Annotated in this window: 19 protein-coding genes and 4 pseudogenes; 18 read left to right on the plus strand and 5 right to left on the minus strand. The window is 60.0% G+C overall.

The genetic code is table 11. The annotated features are described in order from the left end of the window. Positions 1-14 precede the first annotated feature (14 nt). Both C5L10_RS35015 and ampC read left to right on the plus strand, forming a co-directional pair. On the plus strand, positions 15-101 hold the full coding sequence (locus tag C5L10_RS35015) for a DUF982 domain-containing protein (protein WP_371411978.1): 87 nt from the start codon (positions 15-17) through the stop codon (positions 99-101). Positions 102-1,294: 1,193 nt separating this feature from the next. After that, the gene (ampC, locus tag C5L10_RS27325) at positions 1,295-2,488 is read left to right on the plus strand and encodes a class C beta-lactamase (RefSeq protein WP_105432229.1); all 1,194 of its coding nucleotides are present in this window, start codon (positions 1,295-1,297) and stop codon (positions 2,486-2,488) included. 568 nt (positions 2,489-3,056) lie between these two features. On the opposite strand, the gene C5L10_RS27340 is transcribed toward ampC, so the two are convergent. After that, the gene (locus C5L10_RS27340) at positions 3,057-3,620 is read right to left on the minus strand and encodes an alpha-ketoglutarate-dependent dioxygenase AlkB (RefSeq protein ID WP_172717208.1); all 564 of its coding nucleotides are present in this window, start codon (positions 3,618-3,620) and stop codon (positions 3,057-3,059) included. A gap of 184 nt (positions 3,621-3,804) precedes the next feature. On the opposite strand from C5L10_RS27340, the gene C5L10_RS33875 reads away from it, so the two are divergent. After that, positions 3,805-4,305 (plus strand): hypothetical protein, encoded by a 501-nt coding sequence (locus C5L10_RS33875; RefSeq protein WP_172717209.1) that lies wholly within the window; start codon positions 3,805-3,807, stop codon positions 4,303-4,305. A gap of 84 nt (positions 4,306-4,389) precedes the next feature. Here the strand turns inward: C5L10_RS33875 and C5L10_RS34750 are convergent, their stop codons facing one another. After that, positions 4,390-4,515, minus strand: coding sequence for a hypothetical protein (locus tag C5L10_RS34750; RefSeq protein ID WP_256384739.1), 126 nt, complete (start codon positions 4,513-4,515; stop codon positions 4,390-4,392). Between C5L10_RS34750 and C5L10_RS27350 the strand changes: the two genes are divergently transcribed. Further along, positions 4,477-4,629, plus strand: coding sequence for a cold-shock protein (locus tag C5L10_RS27350; protein WP_105436959.1), 153 nt, complete (start codon positions 4,477-4,479; stop codon positions 4,627-4,629). The genes C5L10_RS34750 and C5L10_RS27350 overlap by 39 nt on opposite strands. A 270-nt stretch (positions 4,630-4,899) precedes the next feature. Here the strand turns inward: C5L10_RS27350 and C5L10_RS27355 are convergent, their stop codons facing one another. Then, on the minus strand, positions 4,900-5,280 hold the full coding sequence (locus tag C5L10_RS27355; RefSeq protein WP_105432233.1) for a hypothetical protein: 381 nt from the start codon (positions 5,278-5,280) through the stop codon (positions 4,900-4,902). A 126-nt stretch (positions 5,281-5,406) separates the two neighbouring features. Between C5L10_RS27355 and C5L10_RS34510 the strand changes: the two are divergent. From C5L10_RS34510 to C5L10_RS33880, 3 genes and pseudogenes are all read left to right on the plus strand, one after another. After that, a pseudogene (locus C5L10_RS34510) lies at positions 5,407-5,963 on the plus strand (integrase); the annotation flags it as partial. 382 nt (positions 5,964-6,345) lie between these two features. Continuing rightward, positions 6,346-7,263, plus strand: a complete 918-nt coding sequence (locus C5L10_RS27370; protein ID WP_105432234.1) for a recombinase family protein — start codon at positions 6,346-6,348, stop codon at positions 7,261-7,263. Between the two features lie 199 nt (positions 7,264-7,462). Continuing rightward, positions 7,463-7,621: a hypothetical protein gene (locus C5L10_RS33880; protein ID WP_172717210.1), complete on the plus strand. Its 159-nt coding sequence runs from the start codon at positions 7,463-7,465 to the stop codon at positions 7,619-7,621. A 151-nt stretch (positions 7,622-7,772) separates the two neighbouring features. On the opposite strand, the pseudogene C5L10_RS35020 reads toward C5L10_RS33880, so the two are convergent. Next, a pseudogene (locus C5L10_RS35020) lies at positions 7,773-8,908 on the minus strand (IS256 family transposase). Between the two features lie 759 nt (positions 8,909-9,667). After that, positions 9,668-9,892, minus strand: a pseudogene (locus C5L10_RS34525) (hypothetical protein); the annotation flags it as partial. 728 nt (positions 9,893-10,620) lie between these two features. On the opposite strand from C5L10_RS34525, the gene repA reads away from it, so the two are divergent. The 11 genes and pseudogenes from repA (at position 10,621) to C5L10_RS27440 (ending at position 22,594) form a co-directional block, all read left to right on the plus strand. After that, positions 10,621-11,835: a plasmid partitioning protein RepA gene (gene repA, locus C5L10_RS27385; protein ID WP_105432235.1), complete on the plus strand. Its 1,215-nt coding sequence runs from the start codon at positions 10,621-10,623 to the stop codon at positions 11,833-11,835. Further along, complete coding sequence (repB, locus tag C5L10_RS27390; protein ID WP_105432236.1) at positions 11,832-12,833, plus strand: plasmid partitioning protein RepB; 1,002 nt, start codon at positions 11,832-11,834, stop codon at positions 12,831-12,833. Before repA ends, repB begins: the two co-directional genes overlap by 4 nt. 194 nt (positions 12,834-13,027) lie before the next feature. Continuing rightward, the gene (repC, locus tag C5L10_RS27395) at positions 13,028-14,335 is read left to right on the plus strand and encodes a plasmid replication protein RepC (RefSeq protein WP_105432237.1); all 1,308 of its coding nucleotides are present in this window, start codon (positions 13,028-13,030) and stop codon (positions 14,333-14,335) included. A gap of 347 nt (positions 14,336-14,682) precedes the next feature. Further along, entirely contained in the window at positions 14,683-16,788 is a 2,106-nt protein-coding gene (locus C5L10_RS27400) for a ParB/RepB/Spo0J family partition protein (RefSeq protein ID WP_105432238.1), read from the plus strand. Positions 16,789-16,861: 73 nt separating this feature from the next. Then, the gene (locus C5L10_RS27405; RefSeq protein WP_105432239.1) at positions 16,862-17,518 is read left to right on the plus strand and encodes a hypothetical protein; all 657 of its coding nucleotides are present in this window, start codon (positions 16,862-16,864) and stop codon (positions 17,516-17,518) included. 73 nt (positions 17,519-17,591) lie between these two features. Further along, positions 17,592-18,782 (plus strand): DUF932 domain-containing protein, encoded by a 1,191-nt coding sequence (locus C5L10_RS27410; RefSeq protein WP_105432240.1) that lies wholly within the window; start codon positions 17,592-17,594, stop codon positions 18,780-18,782. Between the two features lie 112 nt (positions 18,783-18,894). Continuing rightward, positions 18,895-19,518 carry a strawberry notch-like NTP hydrolase domain-containing protein gene (locus tag C5L10_RS27415; protein ID WP_105432241.1) on the plus strand — a complete coding sequence of 208 codons (624 nt, stop codon included), beginning with the start codon at positions 18,895-18,897 and terminating at the stop codon, positions 19,516-19,518. 12 nt (positions 19,519-19,530) lie between these two features. After that, the gene (locus C5L10_RS27420; protein WP_105432242.1) at positions 19,531-20,580 is read left to right on the plus strand and encodes a toprim domain-containing protein; all 1,050 of its coding nucleotides are present in this window, start codon (positions 19,531-19,533) and stop codon (positions 20,578-20,580) included. Positions 20,581-20,905: 325 nt separating this feature from the next. Further along, positions 20,906-21,847 (plus strand): DUF2493 domain-containing protein, encoded by a 942-nt coding sequence (locus C5L10_RS27430; RefSeq protein ID WP_105432243.1) that lies wholly within the window; start codon positions 20,906-20,908, stop codon positions 21,845-21,847. Between the two features lie 80 nt (positions 21,848-21,927). Continuing rightward, the gene (locus C5L10_RS27435; protein ID WP_105432244.1) at positions 21,928-22,188 is read left to right on the plus strand and encodes a type II toxin-antitoxin system prevent-host-death family antitoxin; all 261 of its coding nucleotides are present in this window, start codon (positions 21,928-21,930) and stop codon (positions 22,186-22,188) included. After that, positions 22,178-22,594 (plus strand): annotated as a pseudogene (locus C5L10_RS27440) (hypothetical protein). Before C5L10_RS27435 ends, C5L10_RS27440 begins: the two are co-directional and overlap by 11 nt. Positions 22,595-22,631 lie beyond the last annotated feature (37 nt).

The raw sequence follows: 22,631 nt of genomic DNA on the forward strand, positions 1-22,631 counted from the left end.
TCTTCCTCGACGTCATGAGTGGTGGCCGACCAGTGGCGGAAGCGCGGGCTGCGTTCCTGCGAGCTGCGGAGGAAGCCGACCTTGATATCAGTGGCAACTGAGGTAGAGGATAAACATGTCGGAGGGTCCGAAGACCAATCGCTGGCAATTCTACCCGTGGCACCGCGCACCAAATGGCCTCGAGTACCGTCATGCCCAAAAATGAAATAGAAGCCTTCGTGGCTGCCATGATTGAAGCCGGCAGCAACATTCCAGGCGATCGGGACAATCGGCTATGTCCTGGCTGAACCGGTCGATCCGGCTGACAGAGAAGCTTACCGCCGGATCGAGCTTCTCCTCGGCATTCGGCGAACGAGACCATCTCAAGGATGAGGTCACCGCCTACCTTCGCGAGCCCGGACGTGTAGTGGAGGAGCCCGACACAGGCCGTGCTTGATCCCTGTGCCGGGCGACGGGCACGCGGATAGGAGAGTACCCGGCGATGCGCCCGCGGCGTGGATATGGCGGGCGGCATTCATGAGCGCAAGCTAATGCAGTGTGGCGGATTGGCGCATCTGAGGTGCGGGTGTCGCGAGAGCGTGTTCGTAGGGCGACGAACAATCTATTTGGGGACGGGGGATTTGCCCTCGCGACATCCCGAGAATGCAACAGAAGGCAATTGGTTCCGTAATCTCGTTTCCTTAATCGTCCGGCAGCGGCGGGCATGTCAGATAGGAAATGAGGATTGCCAAGGCGAAGATGGCAGCAAAAAACAGAAAGACTAAAACATATGTACCCATGATTGATCCCCTTGCTCATCGAGTAACTCTCAGTTGTCGATTTTGTTCCGATATGGCGGAGTGATGGGCATGCTGCCATCCCGGCTGACACGATCTGCTACACTACCACTTCACGCTAACCCCGACTTTTGCCCCCAACGGCGTTGCGGTCGCCGAAGTCCTTGAGGCTCGTGCGTGCGAAAACCCCCGGGTAAACCGTATATTGACCGCCGGACCAGGTGAGTGAGGCGCGAGACATCGATATCGGTGCCGTCATGCGAACATCGTCGCGACCGAATTGGCGTCGCAGTGTATCTGCGCAGCAGCCTTGCAGACCCGGATGGTCATGTCTTCGAACCAGCCTACATGGACATGAACGCGGCAGGTTGAAACGGGGTCGAAGCGGCGCGGAGAAGGCCAAGAATTTCTAATGCCTCTGCCGAGAAGTCTTCATTTGTTCGACGCAGCAGTGGCCGGTAAATCGGTTTCAGGTCAAGGACCGGCCGACGCCACTCTCAAGGAAAGAGCCTCTAGCTATGAGATTTTCTGGTTCAGCAAACCGCACGGTCGCTGCCGGCCATGCCATCGCACTGGCTTTGGTCGCCGCTTTCAATCCTGGCGGCGCGAGAGCGGATGAAACGGAACGGCGGATTGCGACCGCCGTTGACAAAGCCATGAAGCCATTGATGTCAGAGAATGACATCCCGGGAATGGCCGTCGGCGTCACAATCAATGGGCGCAGCTTTGTCTGGAACTATGGGCTCGCCGACCGGGAGAAGGCAGTTCCTGTCGGTGACGACACGCTGTTCGAGATAGGCTCTATCAGCAAGACCTTCACCGCTACTCTCGGTGCCTACGCGCAGGCAAAGGGCAAGCTTTCATTTTTCGACAAGGGCGGTGACCATATGTCTGCCCTTCGGGGCAGCGCCTTAGACCGCGTCAACCTGCTCGACCTCGGCACCTACACTGCGGGCGGCCTGCCACTCCAGTTCCCAGACGAGGTAGCTGACAATCGCGACATCACTCGCTTTTATCGTAGTTGGCGTCCTAGCTACGAACCGGGCACGCACCGCGTCTATTCCAATCCCAGCATCGGGCTGTTTGGGTATCTCGCGGCGGAAAGTCTTGGGAAGCCATTTTCGTCATTGATGGAGGAGAAACTTCTGCCGGCCCTCGGGCTGAAGAGGACTTACCTGAACGTACCAACGGCAAAGATCAGGAGCTACGCCTTTGGCTACAACAAGGCTGGCAAACCGGTTCGGATAACGCCTGGCGCGCTCGACGCACAGGCCTACGGCATAAAAACCACGGCCGCGGATCTACTACGCTTCCTTGAAGTGAATATCGATCCCTCCCGGTTGGAGCCGTCCCTTCAAAAGGCCATGGAATCGATGCAGATCGGGTACTACCGAGTGGGCGACATGTACCAGTCACTCGGATGGGAGCTTTACGCCTGGCCCACGACGCTCGACACCGTGCTTAAGGGCAATTCGTCCGATATGGCGCTTAAACCCCAACCAGCTGTCAGGCTAAATCCGCCGGAAAAACCCGGGGATGAGATCCTTCTCAATAAGACGGGATCCACAGGCGGTTTCGGGGCGTACGCCGCTTTTGTACCAGAGCGGCGGATCGGAGTCGTGCTCTTGGCAAACCGTAACTTCCCCATTCCGGCTCGCATTAAGGCGGCTTTCACGATCCTCAAAGCCGTCGAGACCTTACAGGAGCATTAGAAGCCGGGGGTAGGCGCCCGGAACCTGCTAGTCCGAGCTTCTGTCACGCCAGCACTCCGAAGCTCCGCCAGAGGTGCTACGCCGCGTTCGATGAGCACGGTCCGGCCGGTTCGACGTTGAGTCGCGGAGCCGGACATTGATACGAAAGCTCAGATCATAGGAACCAATGTCCGAGAATTTGGATCACGCTTCACAAGCTTCAGGAAGCCCTTTGACCTACCTTCCCTCAGATCGCATGCGGACCTCACAAAATCTCGAGGTTATAATGTGGTACGGGCGATCAATTCCGGTTGGCGAGAGCAGCCTTATATTGGGTCGTCCGCGATCTAGAGAAGAATGCGAATATCACGCCGGCTACCGTAACTCGAATTGAAGCAGGCCGCTCCAGCCATGCCTCGACATTAGAAGTGATACGCGTCACATTTGAAATGCCGGGGTGGAATTTATCTCCGACGAAGACGGCGGGGTGGGCGTGCGGTTTGCGAAATCGCAAACGAAAGAGCGCTGAGGACCCGCTGCGATAGCAGGCGGCAGAGTCGGTATGGAACTCCGCTGGCTGGCGACCGCGTCACCTGAGCTCACGAAACGTGATCGAGTAGCGCAGCCGTTCAACAGGCGGGATGGAATGCTCCCATTCACTCCTGCTTGGTCCTGACAGCAGGTACGCCGAGCCGGGTTCCGCTGGCTTGGAGAAGCGTTCCCATTTGCTGCCGTCTCGCCGTCTCAGCCTGAACATACAGGTAGATAGGAGCGACAGGCCGACCACCCGGGCGAAGGCCGCCTTGTCCCTGTGCCAGCCGATCGGCGCGCCAGGTTCATATTCCGTCACCAGTACCTGCTGCAAACTGTCAGGTCGAATGCCGGCAAAGCGGGCAGCGATGTCGCGGACTGGCAGCAGATCGTCAGGTATCGGCTCAGTCTGACGAAGGCTTTGCGTGTCGAAATCAAACTTCCAACCGAAGGAGAGAACACGCCGCTTGCCTTCATAGCCATGAAAATCGAAAGGCTTCAGCGGCATTTCGTTGATAAGGCGCACCAGGTCGGCCTGCATGTCCGCAGGAACCACATTTGGCGAATACCGGAAGCCGTCGGGAAAAGCGGGCGCCTGTTCCTGAAACAAATCTGCCTGCATTGGCATCACCATCCTTCTTCGCTGCGATTCTTTAGACACGTGCCGATGAAACATGTGTGGTCGGATCGGTTTCATCGCCTCCACACCGAGGGAAATGTTCTCGGCTCCCGGAGCCTCTGCTATCGCACAGTTGTCGATTGAGCTAGTGAAGCACGAGCCGCACGTTCGACCTGTTCGAATATAGGTGCAGGAGCATGACGCCCTGCCTGAGCAGGAGCTCGATGGCCACCAGGTTTGCTCCTTCCGGATCATCGGCGCATCCTGCGATCGCACCCGCCAGACATCTCGAATTGGCGGCGAAGCAAGTATCGCCCTGTTCTTCGGCTTGACCAGCAGCATGCCTCAGCGCGTCGGTGACGGTGTCAAGCAGTTGGAACCGCTCGACGGCATCCATTTCCACAAGGGTTTTGGCAATTCCTTCCATGCTGTCTCCTTAGCGGACGCCGTCGCTCAGCCACTGCCGCGAAGGAATCGCATCGTTGTTGAAACTCACCTGGATAGTTTATGGGTATATGGGGTCCCGCAAGCGAGTGAGCAAATCATGGCCGCCATGTATTCCGTGCATGCATCGGGCTCCCTGACGAACAGTTGCGAGTTACCGGGCTTTGGCACGCCACCGGAAAGCCATTCCTGCGGCGCGATCGTCATCGTCCTCGCGGGGCCGATTTTCCTTGGCCCGCCCTGACGAGACTATCTGATCGCCTCTATTTGGCGACAAAGAACCGGCCGGTATAGACGGGAGCGCCTGTTGCCTCTACATCTTTGCCCGTCAACGCTTTAAGCTCGCTTTAGATGAGGGATCGGGATGGCTAATGGCAATGTGAAGTTCTTCAATGACGACAAAGGGTTTGGCTTCATAACGCCAGAGAACGGTGGGGCCGATGTATTCGTACACGTGTCGGCCGTCCAGGGCGGAGGCACTCTAAGAGAAGGGCAAAGCGTGAGTTACGAAATCGGCCAGGACCGGAAAACCGGAAAATCAAAGGCGGAGAATGTTCGCGCCCTCTAGTCGGGTCCGCCGTGACCGATTGGCTGATGCTCAGCCTCGGCTTTCGTCAACCGATCTCATGGGAATGGTTGACGAATGTGCTTTTGCTTAAAGGTGCTGGAGTGCAGGCTGTCGCCAAAACGGATCGGCGACCGAAGGGTCCACACTCCCACGGCCGCCGGCTCGTCAACGCCTTTCGCGGAGATCGAGGGGCGCGAAATTGCGGAGAGGTTATCGCTAGTCGCTGCGGACTAAGGTCTTGCTTTAAATGATGACCGTTCCAGCAGTCGCCTACGGATGAGAGAAATTCGATCGTCCGCTGCCACTCAGAGTATCGCTCCAGTGCTGCCGCCGCTTCCAGGACAATATCGCGGCGAAGGCGGCGCTGGACTCGCTGATGTCGCGGCCGCGCAACAACGCCCAGCCGGGCAGGCCAGGGACCAACTGGATATCGTCGAAACAGAAGGGGAAGCCGAATTCATGCGGCGCATAGTTCATGTGCGCGGTTTGCGTCAGCAATAGCGCAACGAACCGCACGGCTCGTCCGACCGATAAAACGATCGATAATGCATCATCGGACGTTATTTTGTATTCGTGAGAGGAGCGAGTTTTGTAGAAATAAATGAAGGCTATAATTCGAGATAATAGGTTGCCGAAAATGAGCCTCAGCATCAACGATCCGGAATCCCACTCGGGCTAATCGCTGCTGTTCAAAGGCAACGACCTTTCTCAAACCGACGTCGGGGCGGCGTGATCATGGCCGACGGTGCACGACCACCCGGATCCGATCGTGCCGCTATGCTGCCTGCAAACCACCCCCCTCCCCTGCCGGCGCACCTTGAGCGCTTCGCCGATCAGGCCCGCAGTGATGTCGAGGCCGCCGGCTCCGCCGATACCCGCAAGGCAAACGCCTCCGATTGGGAGCATTTTATCGCCTGGTGCCACCGACAGACCCTCGCTCCCCTCCCCCGGATCCCGGGGTCGTCGGCCTCTAGATAACCGCCCGCGCGTCAGGCGCCGCAACGGCCGGCCGCAAGCCCAATTCGCTCACCACAATCGAACGCCGTCTCTCTTCGCCGTCTTAGGACTACGCCCAGTGCGGCACGCCGCCACTGTGCTCGCCGGCATCCGCAATACCCACGCCGCCCCTTCCCGACAGAAGGAAGCCGTACTTCCATAGGACTTGATCGCCATGCTCGAGACCCTCGTCGCGGCACATTGAGGGGTATGCGCGACCGCGCGATGCTGCTCGTCGGCTTTGCGGCGGCCTGCGCCGCTCCGAGATCGTAGGACTTGACGTCGGCCGCGATCAGGCGGATGACCGTCGGGGCTGGATCGAGATCCTCCCGCTAGGCGGTGAGCCAGGTCCCATGCCTTTGAGCTTCGGACAGAGAGCTGTGGTGCGGCCATCGCAGTCTCCTTTGCAGGAAATATCAACTCGTGGCGTGCGGCCATCAATATCGCAGATGCCGGCATGCCATCGCGCGGCGGGGCTTTGCCGTCTTGCGGAGCAATCAGCGGTATGCGCCCTCGACCCTGCTCAGGTTCGCACTGCCACTCGAAATTCGCCACAGGGGGCCGCTGGCGCGCGTTTGCCAATCCCGAGGATTATCGCCAATCCTCAACCGCGATTTGAGTCTGGCAAGCGGCTATTGGGCCATAAAAACACGCTTGCAAAGGATCGTTTATCGACGCATTGTTTATCTGAACAACGACACGGAATCGAGCCGGAATTCCATGGCAAAATCGCTGAAAGGCACCGTCCCTGCCCTGCCCGGCCGATTGATCGGCTACGCGCGCTTTTCAACTGTCGACCCTATGACTGACGCCCAGGTAGGCGAACTAAGGGCGGCCGGCTGCGACCGTATCCACCAGGAGCATGGATCCGGTGCCTCTCGCGTCAGACCTGTTCTGGCCAGAGTGTTGAAAGAGCTGTCCGCCGGCGACGTCCTCGTCGTCGTTCGACTGGACCGATTGGCACGATCTGTCAGCCATCTGCTCGACGTGATTGAGGGCCTGGAAAAGCGGGGCGTCCATTTCCGCTCACTCCACGATCCGATCGACACCTCGACGCCGCAGGGAATGTTCTCGCTACAGGTCCTCGGCGCCGTGGCCCAGCTCGAGCGTGCCTTGATCGCGGAGCGAACGAAGTCGGGAATGAAGGCAGCCAAAGCCCGAGGTCGGATCGCCGGCAATCCCGGCCTCCGCGAGCGGCGCCCGGAAGCTATCCAAGCTGCGGCCGCCGCCCGAAACCAGCTCTACCTCGAACAGCTGACCACGTCCGCCCAAACATGGCTTCCGACGGTCAAGCAGCTTCGCCCGCAACATAGTTGGGACAATGTGGTGCAGATCCTCAACCGCAGAGGTCACGACTGGACAGTCGAGCGGCTGCGCCGCGCCGTCCATCGGATGGTCAAGGAAAAGCTCGCAGATCCGGAACTGCTTGCGCGGTCTCCCCGCCGGCCACCAGAGGATCGCCTCATGAAGCTTGTGGCAGCGATCGCCATCGCGGATCCGACCTTGTCACTACGTGCCATTGCCGACCAGTTGGATCAGATGGGGGAACGTCCCGTCCGCGGCGGCCGTAGATGGCAGCCTTCGTCGGTCAAGGCACTAATGGATGAAGCCTTCCGATTTGGGCTCCTTCGGCACTAGCCACCAGCTCTATGCTCGCGGGAAAGCGTCAACCGGAGACATTGCGCAAAAGGGGTCCTCTTTCTGCGATACGCGAGGAAACGACAAGGAAATCGAAGATCAGCGCCATCAAATTAGCCGCGGTCGACGTGGACGGAACCAGCCTGCGTGGTAAAACATCTGCGACTGCATCGCCCGGAATATAGCCCGCCCGGTGGAAATGGACGCCTTCGAGCTTCTTCCTTCGCAGGATGAAATCGCCGCCGGACGTGAAGCCATGCTGGAATGGGACGCTTCCCTTGGTAGCGCCAGCCTGACTGGTGATCTGTCGGAGCTGCGTCTAGCGCCAGGCGTCAAAGAAGGATTTGCCCGAGCGTAGAATGCAGGGGTCAAGATTGCCCTTGCATCGATCAGTTCTCGGTTGATTGGCTCGCCTCCGAATTGGCTGCTGACTTTGCTGTCGATCGTGTCCCAAGGAATGGTGTAGCGTCGGCGCTCGCGGTGCCCTTCCGGACAGAGCCGGGAATGGATCAGCTTGCGGCTGGCAGGCTCATGAGCGGATCATCGCTCATCGTGGCGATGGTCTCAGGTGTCATGTAGCGGGACCGCGGGACGGCCCACTCGTCATTCTGTTCGAGCAATAGCGCACCAACCAGGCGCACGATGGCGTCACTGTTGGGAAAGATGCCGACGACCTCTGTGCGACGCTTGATCTCGCGGTTCAATCGCCCCGATCGGGTTCGTCGAGTGCAACGTGGTCCAGGCCTTGGCAAAGGTCATGTAGGCGAGCACCTCCTGCTCGGCGCTGTCCATGATTGTTGCAAGCTTCGGCACTTTCGGCCTGATCTGGTCGTTCGGCGGGCGAATGATTCACTGGATCATTCGCGCTTCCGCCTCACCATTGCGCTATTGAGCGCTTGCCGCTTCTGGCGTGTCCTTGGCAAACGCCGTGGCAATGAAGGCGGACACGACGCGCCGTCCGCTCTTTCCGGCTGGGCCAAAGCATTGCGCATGAAGTGGACCCTGCAGCGCTGGCGGGTGGCGGGAAGCACCTTCGATACGGCTCCCTTGATGCCCTCGTGCGCATCGGAGACGACGAGCTTGACCCCGCGTAGGCCCCGCCTGGTCAGCTTGCGCAGGAATTCCGTCCAGATCGCCTCAGCCTCGGACGTGCCGATCTCCATCCCAAGAACTTCACCTCGCGCCGCCGGTGTTGACGCCCACCGCAATGATGACGGCAACGGAGACGATGCGCCCGCCGCGACCGACCTTGAGGTAGGCCGCGTCGACCCAGAATAGGGCCAGTCACCATCAATGGGTCGGTCGAGGAAGCCCTTCACCGTGTCGTCGATCTCTTCGCACGGCCGGGATACTTGGCCCTTGGAGATGCCCGACATGCCAAGCTCGGGAAATAGCTGCCGGTGCGAAGCTTGGGAATGCGACGTTCGACGGTGGACCGCCCGCGTCTCCCAGTCCCGGTCGCGATAGCCGTTACGCTGGGCAAGTCGAAGCCATTCTTCTCGCCGTAGCCCGCGCCGGTCTTCGCCCCGACTTCCAACGCCATCAGCTTCTCGGCAGCAAAGCCCATCATCGCGCGTAACAAATCGGCGGCGGCATTCTTCTCAACGAGTGTGAGCGCAGGTTCATCCTGTCGGTCATCGGTGATCGACCCTACCGGAAAACACTGTTGGCCATTCCATCAGCTACACCACGCTACGAGACACGATCGGCAGTCGCGCAAGCGAGTTATGTGGATCGGCAAGCCACGGCCTCGAGGCGCGGACATCTCGTTTGCCACTCTCGATGCACCTGGGGCAACCCCGCATTTCGCATTGGCCTCTGGACTCCAGCGGAGCGGCACCGCAGCAAATTGCGAGAGCCTCGACTACAGCTAGCCCAATCCTGAAGGTGCAAGCCCACCTCGTGGATTGCCGAATTGCGCGGAAGATCGCGGCCTCAAGCGGCTACATCTTCCAGTCGAGCCAGAGTTCGAGATCGGCGGCCTTAGGCCGTAGCAAGGCGCCACCAGAGCTTGACCCGGAGCTGCGCGCTGAATGGCCGCGACCGGATAAGCGCTCCCCGGTCCGATGGAGAAAATCCTGGCCGGCCTCGTGTTTCATTGGGGCGATCGCGACCTCCTTGCTGTTGATGGCGTGCGGCCACCTCCAGGCGCCGAGTCCAAATGATCGCGGACTAGCCGCGAAAGCGCCTTCGAACGGCTCCTTTCTTGAGAATCCGTCAGTCGCGGATCGACCGTTGTCGCAATGGCAGCCGACGAAAGTCGCTATCGCATGGGATCAGCGGCTCTATCCTCCGGGTTTTGGCCCAGGCCCGCTCGGCGCTGGTGGGACGCCACCCTGTTTCCAAATTGCTGGGATGCGAACGTCAGCAACAGAAAACGCCCCGTGCGCTGCCGAGACCGAGCTTCGCCGTAGTGATGTAGCCTGGCGTGATGCCGGCGGCAAAACCGACAGACCTTTAGCCGCTCGTCGTATTGATCATGATGAGCATCGACGGATGAGCCGCCGCAGACTTCGCACCTATCCTTAGCAAGTTCGCCGGCCTTCACTGCGCGCTGCACAGCGAGATGTGCTTCATATTTGTCCGGTTCGGTACGGCGCCGGTTAGCTTGCCGCGTGCCCGTTTTTATCTCGTTCTGCCTGTAGCCCGCTTTGGGCAATCGGTCGGGATAACTCGGACTTCAGCGTTCACGCTAACCACTGCGGCTGGCTCCTTTTACAATCCCATTGCGCCGTAGCGCAGACGACAAATTGGGCCGATACCGGCAAAACCGTCAAAGTCCGAAGAGAGAGAGGGGCGATCCCAGGTCTAGCCCGGACCTCAAGACGCCACGACCGCCAGCGCTTGGACTGAGGACGGCAACCGGTAGCGATCGGTCAGTGATGTGAGAGAACCGATGCACCCAATGGCCGGCACTTGCGGCAGAACTCCCTGCTTCATCAACCGGAACCTCAGCGGTGATGACTGGGTGGGGCCACTCAATGCGATCGACAACCTCCGCCTGTTCGCCTTCGAAGGCGTCAAACGACTTGCCTGAAAGCGAATGCGCAGCGCCAGTTGGTCAATCCACCAGCGGCACAATCCAGCCCCTTGTCGGATTGGCGTCGGGATTCGGACAACGGGTGCCCTTATTGGATTGCTCCAACTTTACAGCTGTAAAGTCGAGCCTTGCCACGAAGGGGAGGGGAACTTTACAGCTGTAAAGTTCGTGTAGGGAACTCGCGATGCATATCCCCGGACCAGCGCCACAGGGTGTTTATTTTCCATTAACTAAAAATGGCTTGTGGAATCGGACGACCTCTGCCAATCATGACGGAAACTACCGCGTAAAGTGAATGAAACCGTCAAGAGGATCGGATGCAGCAGGTGGCATCTAGAAGCGTCACAGATACCGCATCGAAAATCGGCGTCTACACGTCGAAGCTTTCTGCGGAACTTCGCGATATGCGGGAGGCGGTCTATCCGCCCGAAGCGCGAAAGACATTTTCCAGGACCTTCTCAACCGTCGATCTTGTTCGTCTCCTCGGCGTGCCTGAGAGCACTCTGCGCCAGCTGACCATTGAAGGGAAGGGGCCTGTTCCCGACAGAGCAGAGAACAACCGCCGGACCTATACAGTCGAGCAAGTCCGAGAACTGCGTGCATTTCTCGCTTCGATGCGACCCGACGACGCCGGACACCTCCTGCCATATCGCCGCGGCGGCGAAAAGCTGCAGATCCTCGCGACTGCGAATTTCAAGGGAGGAAGTTCAAAGACGACGTCGTCGATCCATCTTGCACATTTTCTCGGCTTACAGGGTTACAGGGTTCTTTGCGTCGATCTTGACCCGCAAGCCTCGATGACGGCCCTGTTCGGCATTCAGCCCGAATTCGATCTCGGCGACAACGAGACGGCCTACGCCGCGATACGCTATGACAACGAACGACGTTCATTCCGGGATGTAATCCGACCGACCTATTTCCCTGGCGTCGATCTCGTTCCGGGCAATCTTGAACTGATGGACTTTGAGTTCGACACGCCAAACTATCTGACATCCAAAACCCGCGACGAACTTGGACTCTTCTTTGAACGGATCAATACCGCGATAGCTACCGTCGATGATCGCTACGATTTCGTCATTCTCGATACCCCGCCTTCGCTTGGCTACTCGACACTTGCAGCCTTGTATGCGGCGACCTCGCTTATCATAACTGTGCATCCGGCCATGCTCGACGTTGCCTCGTGCAATCAATTTCTGATCATGATCTCCGATCTTTCCGAAGTGCTGGCTCAGTTCGGAGCCAAGTTTGAGCATGACTTCTTCCGTTTCCTGCTGACGCGTGTGAACCCGAACGACGGCCCACAAAAATACATGGGCGGCGTGATGCGGCGACTGTTTGGTGATGACGTTCTTGTGGCCGAAGCCCTCGAATCAACCGCAATTGCCGGGGCAGCTGTGGCTAAAAAGTCCCTTTATGAACTGGAGTCAGGTGAAGTCGGCAGGGAAGCACTCAAGCGCGCGCTGGAAAGCGCCGATCGGGTCAATTTCGAAATCCTGGCACTCGCTCACAAGGTCTGGGGACGAAGCACATGAAGAAGAGCATCCTGCAACGGATGGCCGAGGAGGCCGTCAATCGCGGCGAATCGGTTGAAGCCAACGCCTCTGAAAACCCTATCCCCGCAAGGCGGCATTCGTCGCCCGTCATCACCAACGTAGGGAAATCCCTCACTCACCTTGGTGAGGACAGCATCCTGTCGCTCGATCCGTCGAGGATCGAGCGTTCACCCTATCAGGACCGGTTCAACGATGATCAAGACGCCGAAGCCGAACTCGAGGCCTTAAAGGCCTCGATCGCCTCCGAAGGACAGAAGATCCCTGTCCTTGTTCGGCCACATCCAACCAAACCTGACCATTACCAGCTCGCCTACGGCCACCGCCGTTTGGCAGCGGTCAAGTCGTTGATGGCAGACGCCGAGCGACCGGAGACGGTCAAGATAAAGGCGCATGTCCGAAGTCTTACGGATCGCCAGCTCATCGAAGAACAGGCCGTCGAAAACGGCGTGCGCGAGAACCTGACTTGGATAGAGCAGGCGATGTGGGCAGTTCAGTTAAAGGAAGCCGGCTTATCTCATCGCGCCATCTGCCCAGTATTGGCTCTGTCCGAAGCTGCCGTGTCACACCTGTTTCGGGTTACATCCGTCATTCCGACCGACATCATCTTTGCCATCGGTCGCGCCAAATCCGTCGGCCGTCCGAAATGGACCACTCTTGCCGAGCTTTTAAAAGACGACCGCAAGATTACTGCTGTTCGCAAGCTCCTGGAGACGACCGAGTTCCAATCGAAAGATGGTGCCGGCCGTATCGGCATGGCCATCGACAGAGCCAACGGCATCATCGCTACAGAGCCGAACGCGGCTCCCGAAGCGGTCAACTTTACGCTCGGCGACCGGCTGTTCGGACGAATGAAAAACTCTTCTTCGGGTACCACAATCACCATCCCAAAAAAGGAAGATGCGTTCGCCAGCTGGTTAGCAGAACGAATGCCTGAGCTCGTACGAGAGTACGATCATCAATCGGACCGCGTGAAGTAAGGCCCGGCAAAGAGGTTTATCTCAATCAAAGGAGCATTAGCGCAAAGAAAAAGGCCACCAAAACGTTCCCGTCGTGGAAGCCTTCCTCAAGTCCTTAAGCAAGATCGAGAATCGCATTTCCACGAATCACAGTCAAGAGTCTTGGCGCCGTTTTTTGGTGAGCGGATTTCTTTTGCCTTCTGAAAGGTGAAGAAATGGACAGTGGACATGTCACGACGCCCTTTGGGCGGCGGTCGATGACGTTTGCCTTATTGGCACGGCAACGACAAACCAGCAAATCAGCGCCAGATACCAAACGAAACAAATGGAAGCTCTTTCGAGCCGTCTGCGAGGCTCGAGAGGAGTTGAATGTGTCTGATCGATCTCTATCGGTCCTTGATGCTCTATTGTCGTTCTACCCGTCCGAAGAGCTCTCCGCGGCGAATGACCTGATTGTCTTTCCGTCAAACGCCCAGCTTTCGATACGGGCAAGGGGGATGACTGCTGCTACCTTGAGACGCCATCTGGCCGCTCTGGTCGACGCCGGCCTCATCCTCCGCAAAGATAGCGCCAACGGCAAACGCTTTGCCCGGCGAAGCAGGGCAGGGGAGATCAATGAAGCTTTCGGCTTCAATCTGGCTCCGCTGTTGTCCCGCGCAAAGGAGATCGAAGGCCTCGCCGCCAAAATTACCGCCGACCGTGAGTATTTCCACGCAACACGGGAGCGGATCAGCCTCTGCCGGCGCGACATCACCAAGCTTATCCAGCTGGCAATGGACGGATGTGTGGACGGTGAATGGAACCAGCTTCACGACCGGTTCCGCACCTTCCTTGCATCTTTGCCCCGTCGGCCGTCACTCGACGAACTCCAGTTTCTACTAAACCGTTTGATCGATCTTCGCACGACTATCGTCAAACTCTTGGACAACCACACTAAAATGCAAAATATGTGCGCCAGAGAGTCCCAAATTGAGCGCCACATACAGGATTCACAAACACAATCCTTAAATGAATCTGAAGCAGGGCAAGAAGCACCACCGATCAGAACCTGTGACTCACCGGCGACCATTGAGCTTGCGAAGAAGAAGGACCGGTCGGTCGAGGAGGCTCTGGCAGATCCGGTCCAATCCTTGAAACCGACAGTCGCGCTGGACACTGTGCTGCGCGCATGCACTGAAATCCATCCCTATGGGCCCGGTGGTTCGATCCGATCCTGGCGGGACCTCCTGACAGCGACAGCCGTCCTGCGATCAATGCTTCAGATAAGTCCATCGGCCTTCCAGCAAGCCTGCCTCGTCATGGGGCCGGAAAATGCTGGCGCCGCCATTGCTTGTATCTTCGAAAAGGGAGGGCAGATCAACTCTGCGGGTGCTTACCTGCGCGATCTCACCAGACGAGCCAAACAGCGGCAATTCACCATCAAACCGATGGTTTCGGCCCTGCTGAAGTCCAAGGCACTGATATCGCGAAACGAAGCAGCACCCTCGCAAGCGACAAGAACAATCAGAGTCCGTAGCGGTTGAGGCAACCAAGGCTAGTCTCTCGGCGCGCCAACGCCTTGCCGCAACGCGGCCGAGGCGGTCCTTCCGGACAAGATGTTGGTGGAACCGTGGGAAGGTAAAGCTCTGCTGCTTGCACTGGAACCGGCCACAACCTCCTACGAAGAGTACAACGACATCCCGGCGGCGATGCATGTTCAAAAAAAACCGATGAGACCTAGCAGCGAGTTTCGTTCCTGTACCAATCCTGGGTGCCGAAGGAAGGGTGGAGCATGGCGGGAGAAGGAGAGTGAGAGGGGGAAGGGAAAAGCTGTGACGGATTGAGAAGGGTTGGAGAGAGGCTCCAACCGGTCCGTCATGGAGAAACCGCCATGGTACAGGCGACAGGCAATGTCACCCTTAGTGTAGCCCGTGATATTCCCTTCAACAAGCTGGTGCTCAGCCAGCAGAACGTCCGCAAAGTAACGTCCGGCGTTTCTATCGAGGAACTGGCGGAAGATATTGCCCATCGTGGTCTTCTGACCAGCCTCAACGTCCGTCCTGAGCTTGACGCGGATGGCAACGAGACCGGCATCTACCGCATCCCCGCCGGCGGACGCCGCTACCGTGCGCTCGAACGGCTGGTTTCCCAGAAGCGGTTGGCAAAAACCGCAGGCGTTCCCTGCATCGTCAGCAAGGGGGACACGCTCGAGGCCGAGGACTCGCTCGCAGAAAACCTCCAGCGGCTCAGCCTGCATCCGCTCGACCAGTTCCGCGCCTTCCAGACGCTTCGGGAGCAGGGGCTTGGCGAGGAAGAAATCGCCGCACGGTTCTTTGTCTCGGTCGCAACCGTAAAACAGCGCCTGCGGCTTGCTTCCGTCTCCCCAAGACTCCTCGACTTCTATGGCGAAGACGAGATGACGCTTGAGCAGATCATGGCCTTTTCGATTTCCAACGATCACGTTCGCCAGGAGCAGGTCTGGGATGCGATCTCGCGCTCGCATAGCCGCGAGCCATACTATATCCGACGCCTGCTGACGGAAACCGCGGTCCGCGCCGCCGATCGTCGCGCCGTCTATGTCGGCATTGACGTCTATGAAGCAGCCGGCGGCGTGGTGATGCGCGACCTGTTCGAGCAGGATCAGGGCGGATGGCTGCAGGATCCGGCATTGCTGGAACAGCTTGCCATGGAAAAACTCAAGGTTGACGCCGAAGTCATCCGGTCAGCGGAGGGCTGGAAATGGGTCGAGACGGCGTTCGACTTCCCGTATGGCCACACTTCCGGCCTTCGCCGCGTCTACAGCACCCAGGCCGAGATGACCGAGGAGGAACTGGCCCGCCACGACGGCATCCGCGCCGGATACGACAGGCTCGACGGCGAATATGCCGAGGCCAGTAAATATTCGGAGACGACAGGACAGAAGCTCGAAAGGCTTGCCGCCGACCTGGATCGGCTGAACGACCGGCCGTATGTGTTCGAGCCTGAAGATGTCGTCCGCGGTGGTGTCTTCATCTCGCTCGCCGCCAGTGGCGAACTCAAGATCGACCGCGGTTTCGTGCGACCGGAAGACGAGCAACGGCCAGATATCGCTTCAAGCGCTGCCGACGGCAGTGGAGACAGCAACTCGTCGGCAGCCGCGGCACCGAGCGGAGTGGTCGATCACGCAGTCGACGATGACGAGGCAATCGAGCCCCTTCCCGATCGTCTTGTTCTCGACTTGACCGCAGCACGGACCATCGCCTTGCGCAACGCGCTCGCCAACAATCCGCTCATGGCCTTCATCGCCGTGCTGCATGCCTTCGTGCTGAAAACCTTCTATCTCTATGGCTCGGACTCGTGCCTGGAACTGACATTGCAAAGCGCTCGGTTCAGCCAGACCCCCGGGCTTGGCGACACTGTATGGGCCAAGGAAATCGACCAGAGGCAGGAGGCCTGGGGGCATGATCTTCCCAAGGACCCGAACGACCTCTGGGCGTTTCTGGTCGCACTTGACGAGGTGAGCCGTCAGGCGCTGCTCGCCCATTGCGCCTCCCTGTCGATCAACGCTGTCGTCGAGCCGTGGAACAATCGCACTCGCGCACTCGCGCATGCCGATCTCCTGGCCCGCTCGATCGGCTTCGACATGGTTGAGGCCGGCTGGGTGCCGACAGCCGACAACTATCTCGGCCGGGTCACCAAGGGTCGCATTCTGCAGGCGGTCCGCGAGGTCAAGGGCGATCCATCGGCGGAGCTGATCGGCCATCTCAATAAGGCCGATATGGCCCGCGAGGCCGAACGGCTGATGACCGGCAGCGGCTGGCTTCCCGAACCTCTCCGTCTCGTCGCAAACGTCGCTTCCGTCGAGGGGGCGACCAGCGATACCGGCCAGGTTTCCAATGAGGGTGCAAACGAGACCGGGAAACCCGGTCTTCCGGCATTCCTGGCCGATGATGCGGGGGATGTGTCCACGCCGACGGACGAACTCGACGAGCAGCAGCACCCCGACGCGGCCGAATAGTCGTTTTTTGCGATCAACCCACGGTCCGGCTCCGCAAGGAGACCGGGCCGTTTCCAGTTTCAGGAGCAGTCCAATGCCCGACTTTACGATCGAAACCACCTACCATTTGCCGATTTTCCGGCATCGCACCTACCCCGCCGAGACGCTCGAGGCGGCCTGCCGCGCGGCCATCGAGGACACCAATTGGGATATCGCCGAGAAACATGACGAATCGCCCGGCGAAGTCCATGTCACCGGCGTCTGGGAAGGCACGCACAGCGCGTATACCGGCCCGTCGATCCCGGTGCCCTCGCAATTCTATGAAGCCGTCGAGCGACGTGCACGTCATTTCGAGATCCTGCTCGGCCTGCTGAAGATCTTCTTCGACGACGCGCGCGCAGCGCGGCCACCATCACCCGGCTGGCTCGCGCGTTCGGCTTGGGAGATTGCGCGGGGCGAAGCCATTCTTGCCCGCGTGCCGGACCCCGATCAGCCTGTCGATCCACAAAAGGCAAGCCATGTCCTCGCTTGCCTACAGGAAGATCAGGTTCGCCGTGCGATCCTCGCCGTGCTGGATGTCGACCGCAGTTTCGGTGCGCTATCGCCGGCGGCGGTGACCGACGACGAAATCCATGCGGCGTGCCTCAACATCGCGACAACGATGGATCTCTCCGACGTCGTCGGCAATGCCGAGTTCCAGGCAGCACTTGCAGCGATCCGGGCAGCGCATCGGCGTCTTTATCCAGACTGACTGAACCATCCACTCCACTTCCTCAACCCTGCCCGGCCACCGCGCCGGTGCTTGTTTTTCAGGAGACACTCCAATGAACACTTTAACCCCCAGCACGCGGCCGGTGTCCTCCGGCTTCAAGGTCGATATCTCGCGCGGCGAACGTATCGGCCGGGTCTCGTCCGAATGGTTTTCCCGTCCGGACGACGAGCGGTTCCTGTCGTTGACGGAGCTTTACGAAACCGTTCGGTCCCGGGCCGAGCGCGCCCATGCCCGAACCGTCGAAAGCGCTGCGATCCGGGTCGAGGCCACGCGTGACAATGCCGAGCGGCTCGAACTCGTCGTTCCCGGCCGGCATCAGCCGATCGCGCCGACCCATTGGAGCTACGGACAGCTCTGCAGCCTGGTCGGCGCGCCGGCGACCTACATGCGCCAGCTTCCGGCGCCGCTCGCGGCGATCAACCTGCAGCACGGTCTGCTCAATCATCGTGCGGAACTGGTGAAGACGCTCGAAATGGAGGAGGGTCGTGTCGAACTACGGGCGGTGACCGGCCCGGAATACGGGCGGATTTGGGACCATGAACTCGTGTCGGCGGTCATGAAAATTGCCGGCAACGGGACCGGCGACACGATCTGGAAGGTGCCCGGTCTTCTCGACTGGGCCAGCATGACTCACAATCCATTCGTCGATATCTCCAAGGATACGACCACGCTCTATGCCTCGGATCGAGACGTGTTCGTGTTTCTCGTTGACGATACCCATCCCATCGAGGCCGGGCGGCTTCGCAACGGAGAACCTGATTTGTATTTCAGGGGGTTTTATGCCTGGAACAGCGAAGTCGGATCGAAGACGCTCGGCATTGCCTCTTTCTACCTTCGGGCCGTGTGTGCCAATCGGAACATCTGGGGCAGCGAAAATTTTGAGGAAATCACCATCCGGCACTCGAAATTCGCGGCCGATCGTTTCGCCCGGGAAGCAGCACCCGCACTGACAAGCTTTGCCAATTCCTCTCCCGCATTGTTCGTTGCCGGCATCAAGGCAGCTCGCGAGCGCATTGTCGCGCGAGATGACGAGGATCGCCAGAGCTTCTTGCGCCGGCGCGGCTTCTCGAAAGCGGAGGCTGGCAAGATCGTCGAAACAGTTCTTTCTGAAGAAGGCCGCCCGCCCGAGTCGATCTTCGATTTTGTGCAGGGCATCACCGCGCTCGCACGCGGCCAGACCAATCAGGACACGCGCCTGGATCTTGAAGGCAAGGCGAAAAAACTGCTCGAGAGCACCGCCTGACGATTTTCATCCGCGGTTGGGCTTCAAAACTCCAGCCGCGTCTTCAAAACCCCATCATCGTCATCCCAGGGCCCGGTCAAGCACCGGGCATCTTTCTGTCTGGAGCACCCCAATGGCTATGCCCGATCATGCCCGCACAAATTTCGACACGCCGCTGCGCGCCGCCATGGAGGTGCTGGCGCGCGACCTGAAGGCCATGGGTCCTTATCCATCGCGCTCATTGTCGTTCGAGGGCGTCGAATACAAAATCCTCGAACATGAGCTGACCGGGGAACAGGCGCGCATCTACGATTCCAGCAAACTGCTGCTGCCGATCTGGACGTTGCCGCCGCACGAACCTGGCCAGGTACGGCGTCTCCAGGTGGACGACGTTCGTCGGATCGTCGGGCGAGTGATCGCACCGGACCGGCTTGTCGGACTTTGCCGCAACTTCGGGATCGAGCAGAATACGCTGATCGCGCCAAAACAGGTCTGGGCGTCGCTGGTCAACGGATCCTCGATCGTCGGCCTTGCGGGCGATATGACGCTGCACCGGGTGCGGGTGATGAGCGAATACCACATCGAACGTGCCGGCTTCACGGATGGCATGGGCGACTGGCTGCGGTCGATCGGCCTGTTCTCCGAGATGATCAATTGGAATCTTCGTTTCTTCGTGCCGACGACCGACGAAGCTCGGGTAATCCTCACGCAGTTGATGCAGCGTCATCGCCTTGTCGATACCGCGCGCCGGTCGTGACGGAGGTCTGCCATGCTCTCCGCCTGCGATCTGGCGGACCGTCTCGCGCAAGACGCGGAGGCGGTCTGCCGCCACTATCTCTCCGCCGGCCGCCGGGCCGGCAATTATTGGCTTGTCGGCGATGTCGGCAACACCGAAGGTCGGTCTCTCTATGTGCATCTGACCGGCCCACGTGCCGGTCGATGGGCAGATGCGGCGACCGGCCAGTTCGGCGATCTGCTCGATCTTGTCCGTGAGAGCTGCCGCCTCGTCGATTTTCGCGACGTTGCCGAGGAGGCGCGTCACTTCCTCAGCCTGCCCCAACCAGAGCCGATCTCGTCCCGTCGTAGTGACGCCAGTGATGCAGCACCGGTCGAGCGGCCCGCCGCTGAACGTGCACGGCGCCTGCTTCGGATGACGCAGCCGTTGGCGGGCACGCTTGCCGACGGCTATCTGCGCGAGCGCGCCATCCTGAGGGCGTCGATCCATGCAGCGTTGCGCTTCCATCCCTCCTGCTACTATCGGGATCTGGCGACCGGCCTCACGTCCAGCTATCCCGCACTGGTCGCAGCTGTGACCGATCACGCTGGTGCGATCACCGGCGTCCACCGCACGTATTTAGCCACAGGGCTCGACCCGGGCGGCGTCGGCAAGGCCAAGGTGGACGATCCCCGCCGCGCGCTTGGTCGGCTGCTCGGCAATGGTGTGCGCTTTGGCTTTCCTGTCGATGAACCCGTTCCTGTCATGGCGGCGGGGGAGGGCCTGGAAACCATGCTGTCGCTTGTCGCGATCATGTCCGGCATGCCCACGGTGGCCGCCATGACCGCCAATCATCTTGCCGCCTTTCGGTTTCCGCCCGGATGTCTGCGGATCTACATCGCTGCCGACGCAGACGCCGCCGGCCGACGTGGAATCGAGGGATTGAGCCGACGAGCGCAGGAACGAGGCATCCTGCCGCTGGTGCTGTCACCCGAGCTCGGCGACTTCAACGAGGATTTGCGCTGGCTGGGGCCGGACCGGTTGACCGCGAGCCTGCGGGCTCAACTGGTCCCGGAAGATGCGATCGCCTTTCTGCCGGCGTGAGGCTGACGGGAAGGGAGGGCGGCCACGGTTGGCGGCTGCGCTGCGAAGGATGGTCCATGAGGTTCTTCTGGGCGGGCGCACCCGTGGCCTGCCGAGAGGCGACCCATACCACACCCGTCCCGGCCTTCAGCGGGTTGCTCAGGTTTCTTCCCCTGCCGGGCCGCACGAGCGGCTCGGCATTCCTCGCGCCTCCCAAGAAACCTTCTCGTCCCGCCCGGCGCTGCGCTGGGCCGCGGCGCGATCCGCCGCGGTTCCGGCCAGGCCCGGCGTGGACAGGGATCGCCGTCAGGCCGCGAGAGGCGCGGCCAATTGAAAGGAAACGATCATGGACCCTATCCTTCCCCCCGGCGACGGCTTCGAGCCCCACCACGCTTCCTCGCCGACTGACCGCTTCATCTACGAGATGCAGGTGCATGGCTATCGTCCCTTCCAGGACGAGCCCGATCCCAGGCCATTGCCCGAAGAGCCGGTCGTCCGGGCTTCGCTCACCACCATCTTCGACGCCCTCTTCGAAATGCTCGGCGATACCCGGCTGGAGCCCGATCTCGAAGACCTGTTCTGGTCGATCCCCAATCTCTTTCACCGTGCCGGCGAGCGCATCCAGCGCGAGCTCGATCGCAACGAGGAGGCGCAGCGCACTGGCCAGCGCGAACAGGATGGGTCGGAGGTCAAGAGCGTCGAGCTCGAGCGCCTCATCGCCGAGGGCATCACGCTGCTGGAACGTCGCAACAGCTTCGAGTTTATGCGCGATGTTTCCGGCGATCTGTTCGAGGCGCAAACCGGGTCCGCCTGGCGGCCGCGCACCGGCTCCAAGGTCAGCCACGCAAACATGACTGCGACGGTGATCGATAGCCGCGACTTTCTCTCCGCTCGCCGGCGCGCCGAGACGGAAGTGCTGATCCCGGCCGGCACCAAGATCGCGTTCTCTGGCGGTATGGACTACAACGATCATGAGCGGATCTGGGCCAAGCTCGATCAGGCTCATGCCAAGCATCCCGACATGGTCCTGTTGCACGGCGGCTCGCCAAAAGGCGCCGAACGTATCGCTGCCTGCTGGGCTGAAGCCCGCAAGGTGACGCAGATCGCTTTCAAGCCCAACTGGACCAAGCATGCCAAGGCTGCGCCGTTCCGGCGCAATGACGAGATGCTTTCGGTCATGCCCGCGGGATTGATCGTCTTTCCCGGAAACGGGATCACCGGCAATCTCGCCGACAAGGCGCGTCGCCTCGGCATCCCGGTCTGGCAGGCATCAGGAGACGGCGCGTGAGCGCCGTTTCCTGCAAATATGGAAAAGAAGGAAAACATGGAGACGATGGGATATATGTGAATAATGTGGAGACCATAGCGATGAAGCAGTTCACGACAGGCGACCTGAACAAACAAATCGGCGATATCACCGATGCGGCGAGCCGCGAGCCAGTCATGCTCACCCGGCACAAGAAGCCGCGTTTCGTGCTAATGAGCTACGAGCACTATGAGCGCATGCGCAGCGGTGGCGACCCGCGCCGCGCCTATCATATCTCGAAGATGCCCGCCGAGCATGCAGAACTATTCTACGAGGAGCTCGATCGGCTGGCGCGTGGCGAAGGCTACGACGATGAGCCGTGAATTCCGCCCCGGCGAGGTCATCTCCGATCCCTACCTGTGGGCCTGGCAGCAGCGCGCGGCGAAACCGGGGCCGCAAGCAGCGCCCCGTCTGCGTCGTCGTCGCCATCCGCAATGCCGCCGGCGGAAACACCCACCTGGCCCTTCTCGTGATTACCACGCAGCCGCAACAGACGCGTCGCATCGCTCTGGAGATCCCGGAGATCGAGCGCAAGCGTGCCGGCCTTGGCGACCTGAAGCAGTGCTGGATCATGGTCGACGAATACAATTACGATATTGTCGAGCGCTCCTGGTACATTGAGCCCGATCAGGACATCCTCGGCCGCTCAGCAAACCCTTCATGGTGAAGATCGCCAGACTGTTTGCCGAGGCGCGCGGCCGAACCGGCCGGGTCAACAGGCTCGATTGAGACTTGCCGCCGCTTGATGCCGCTTCTTACCCTTCTT

The organism is Neorhizobium sp. T6_25 (assembly GCF_002968555.1).
Lineage (GTDB): Bacteria > Pseudomonadota > Alphaproteobacteria > Rhizobiales > Rhizobiaceae > Neorhizobium.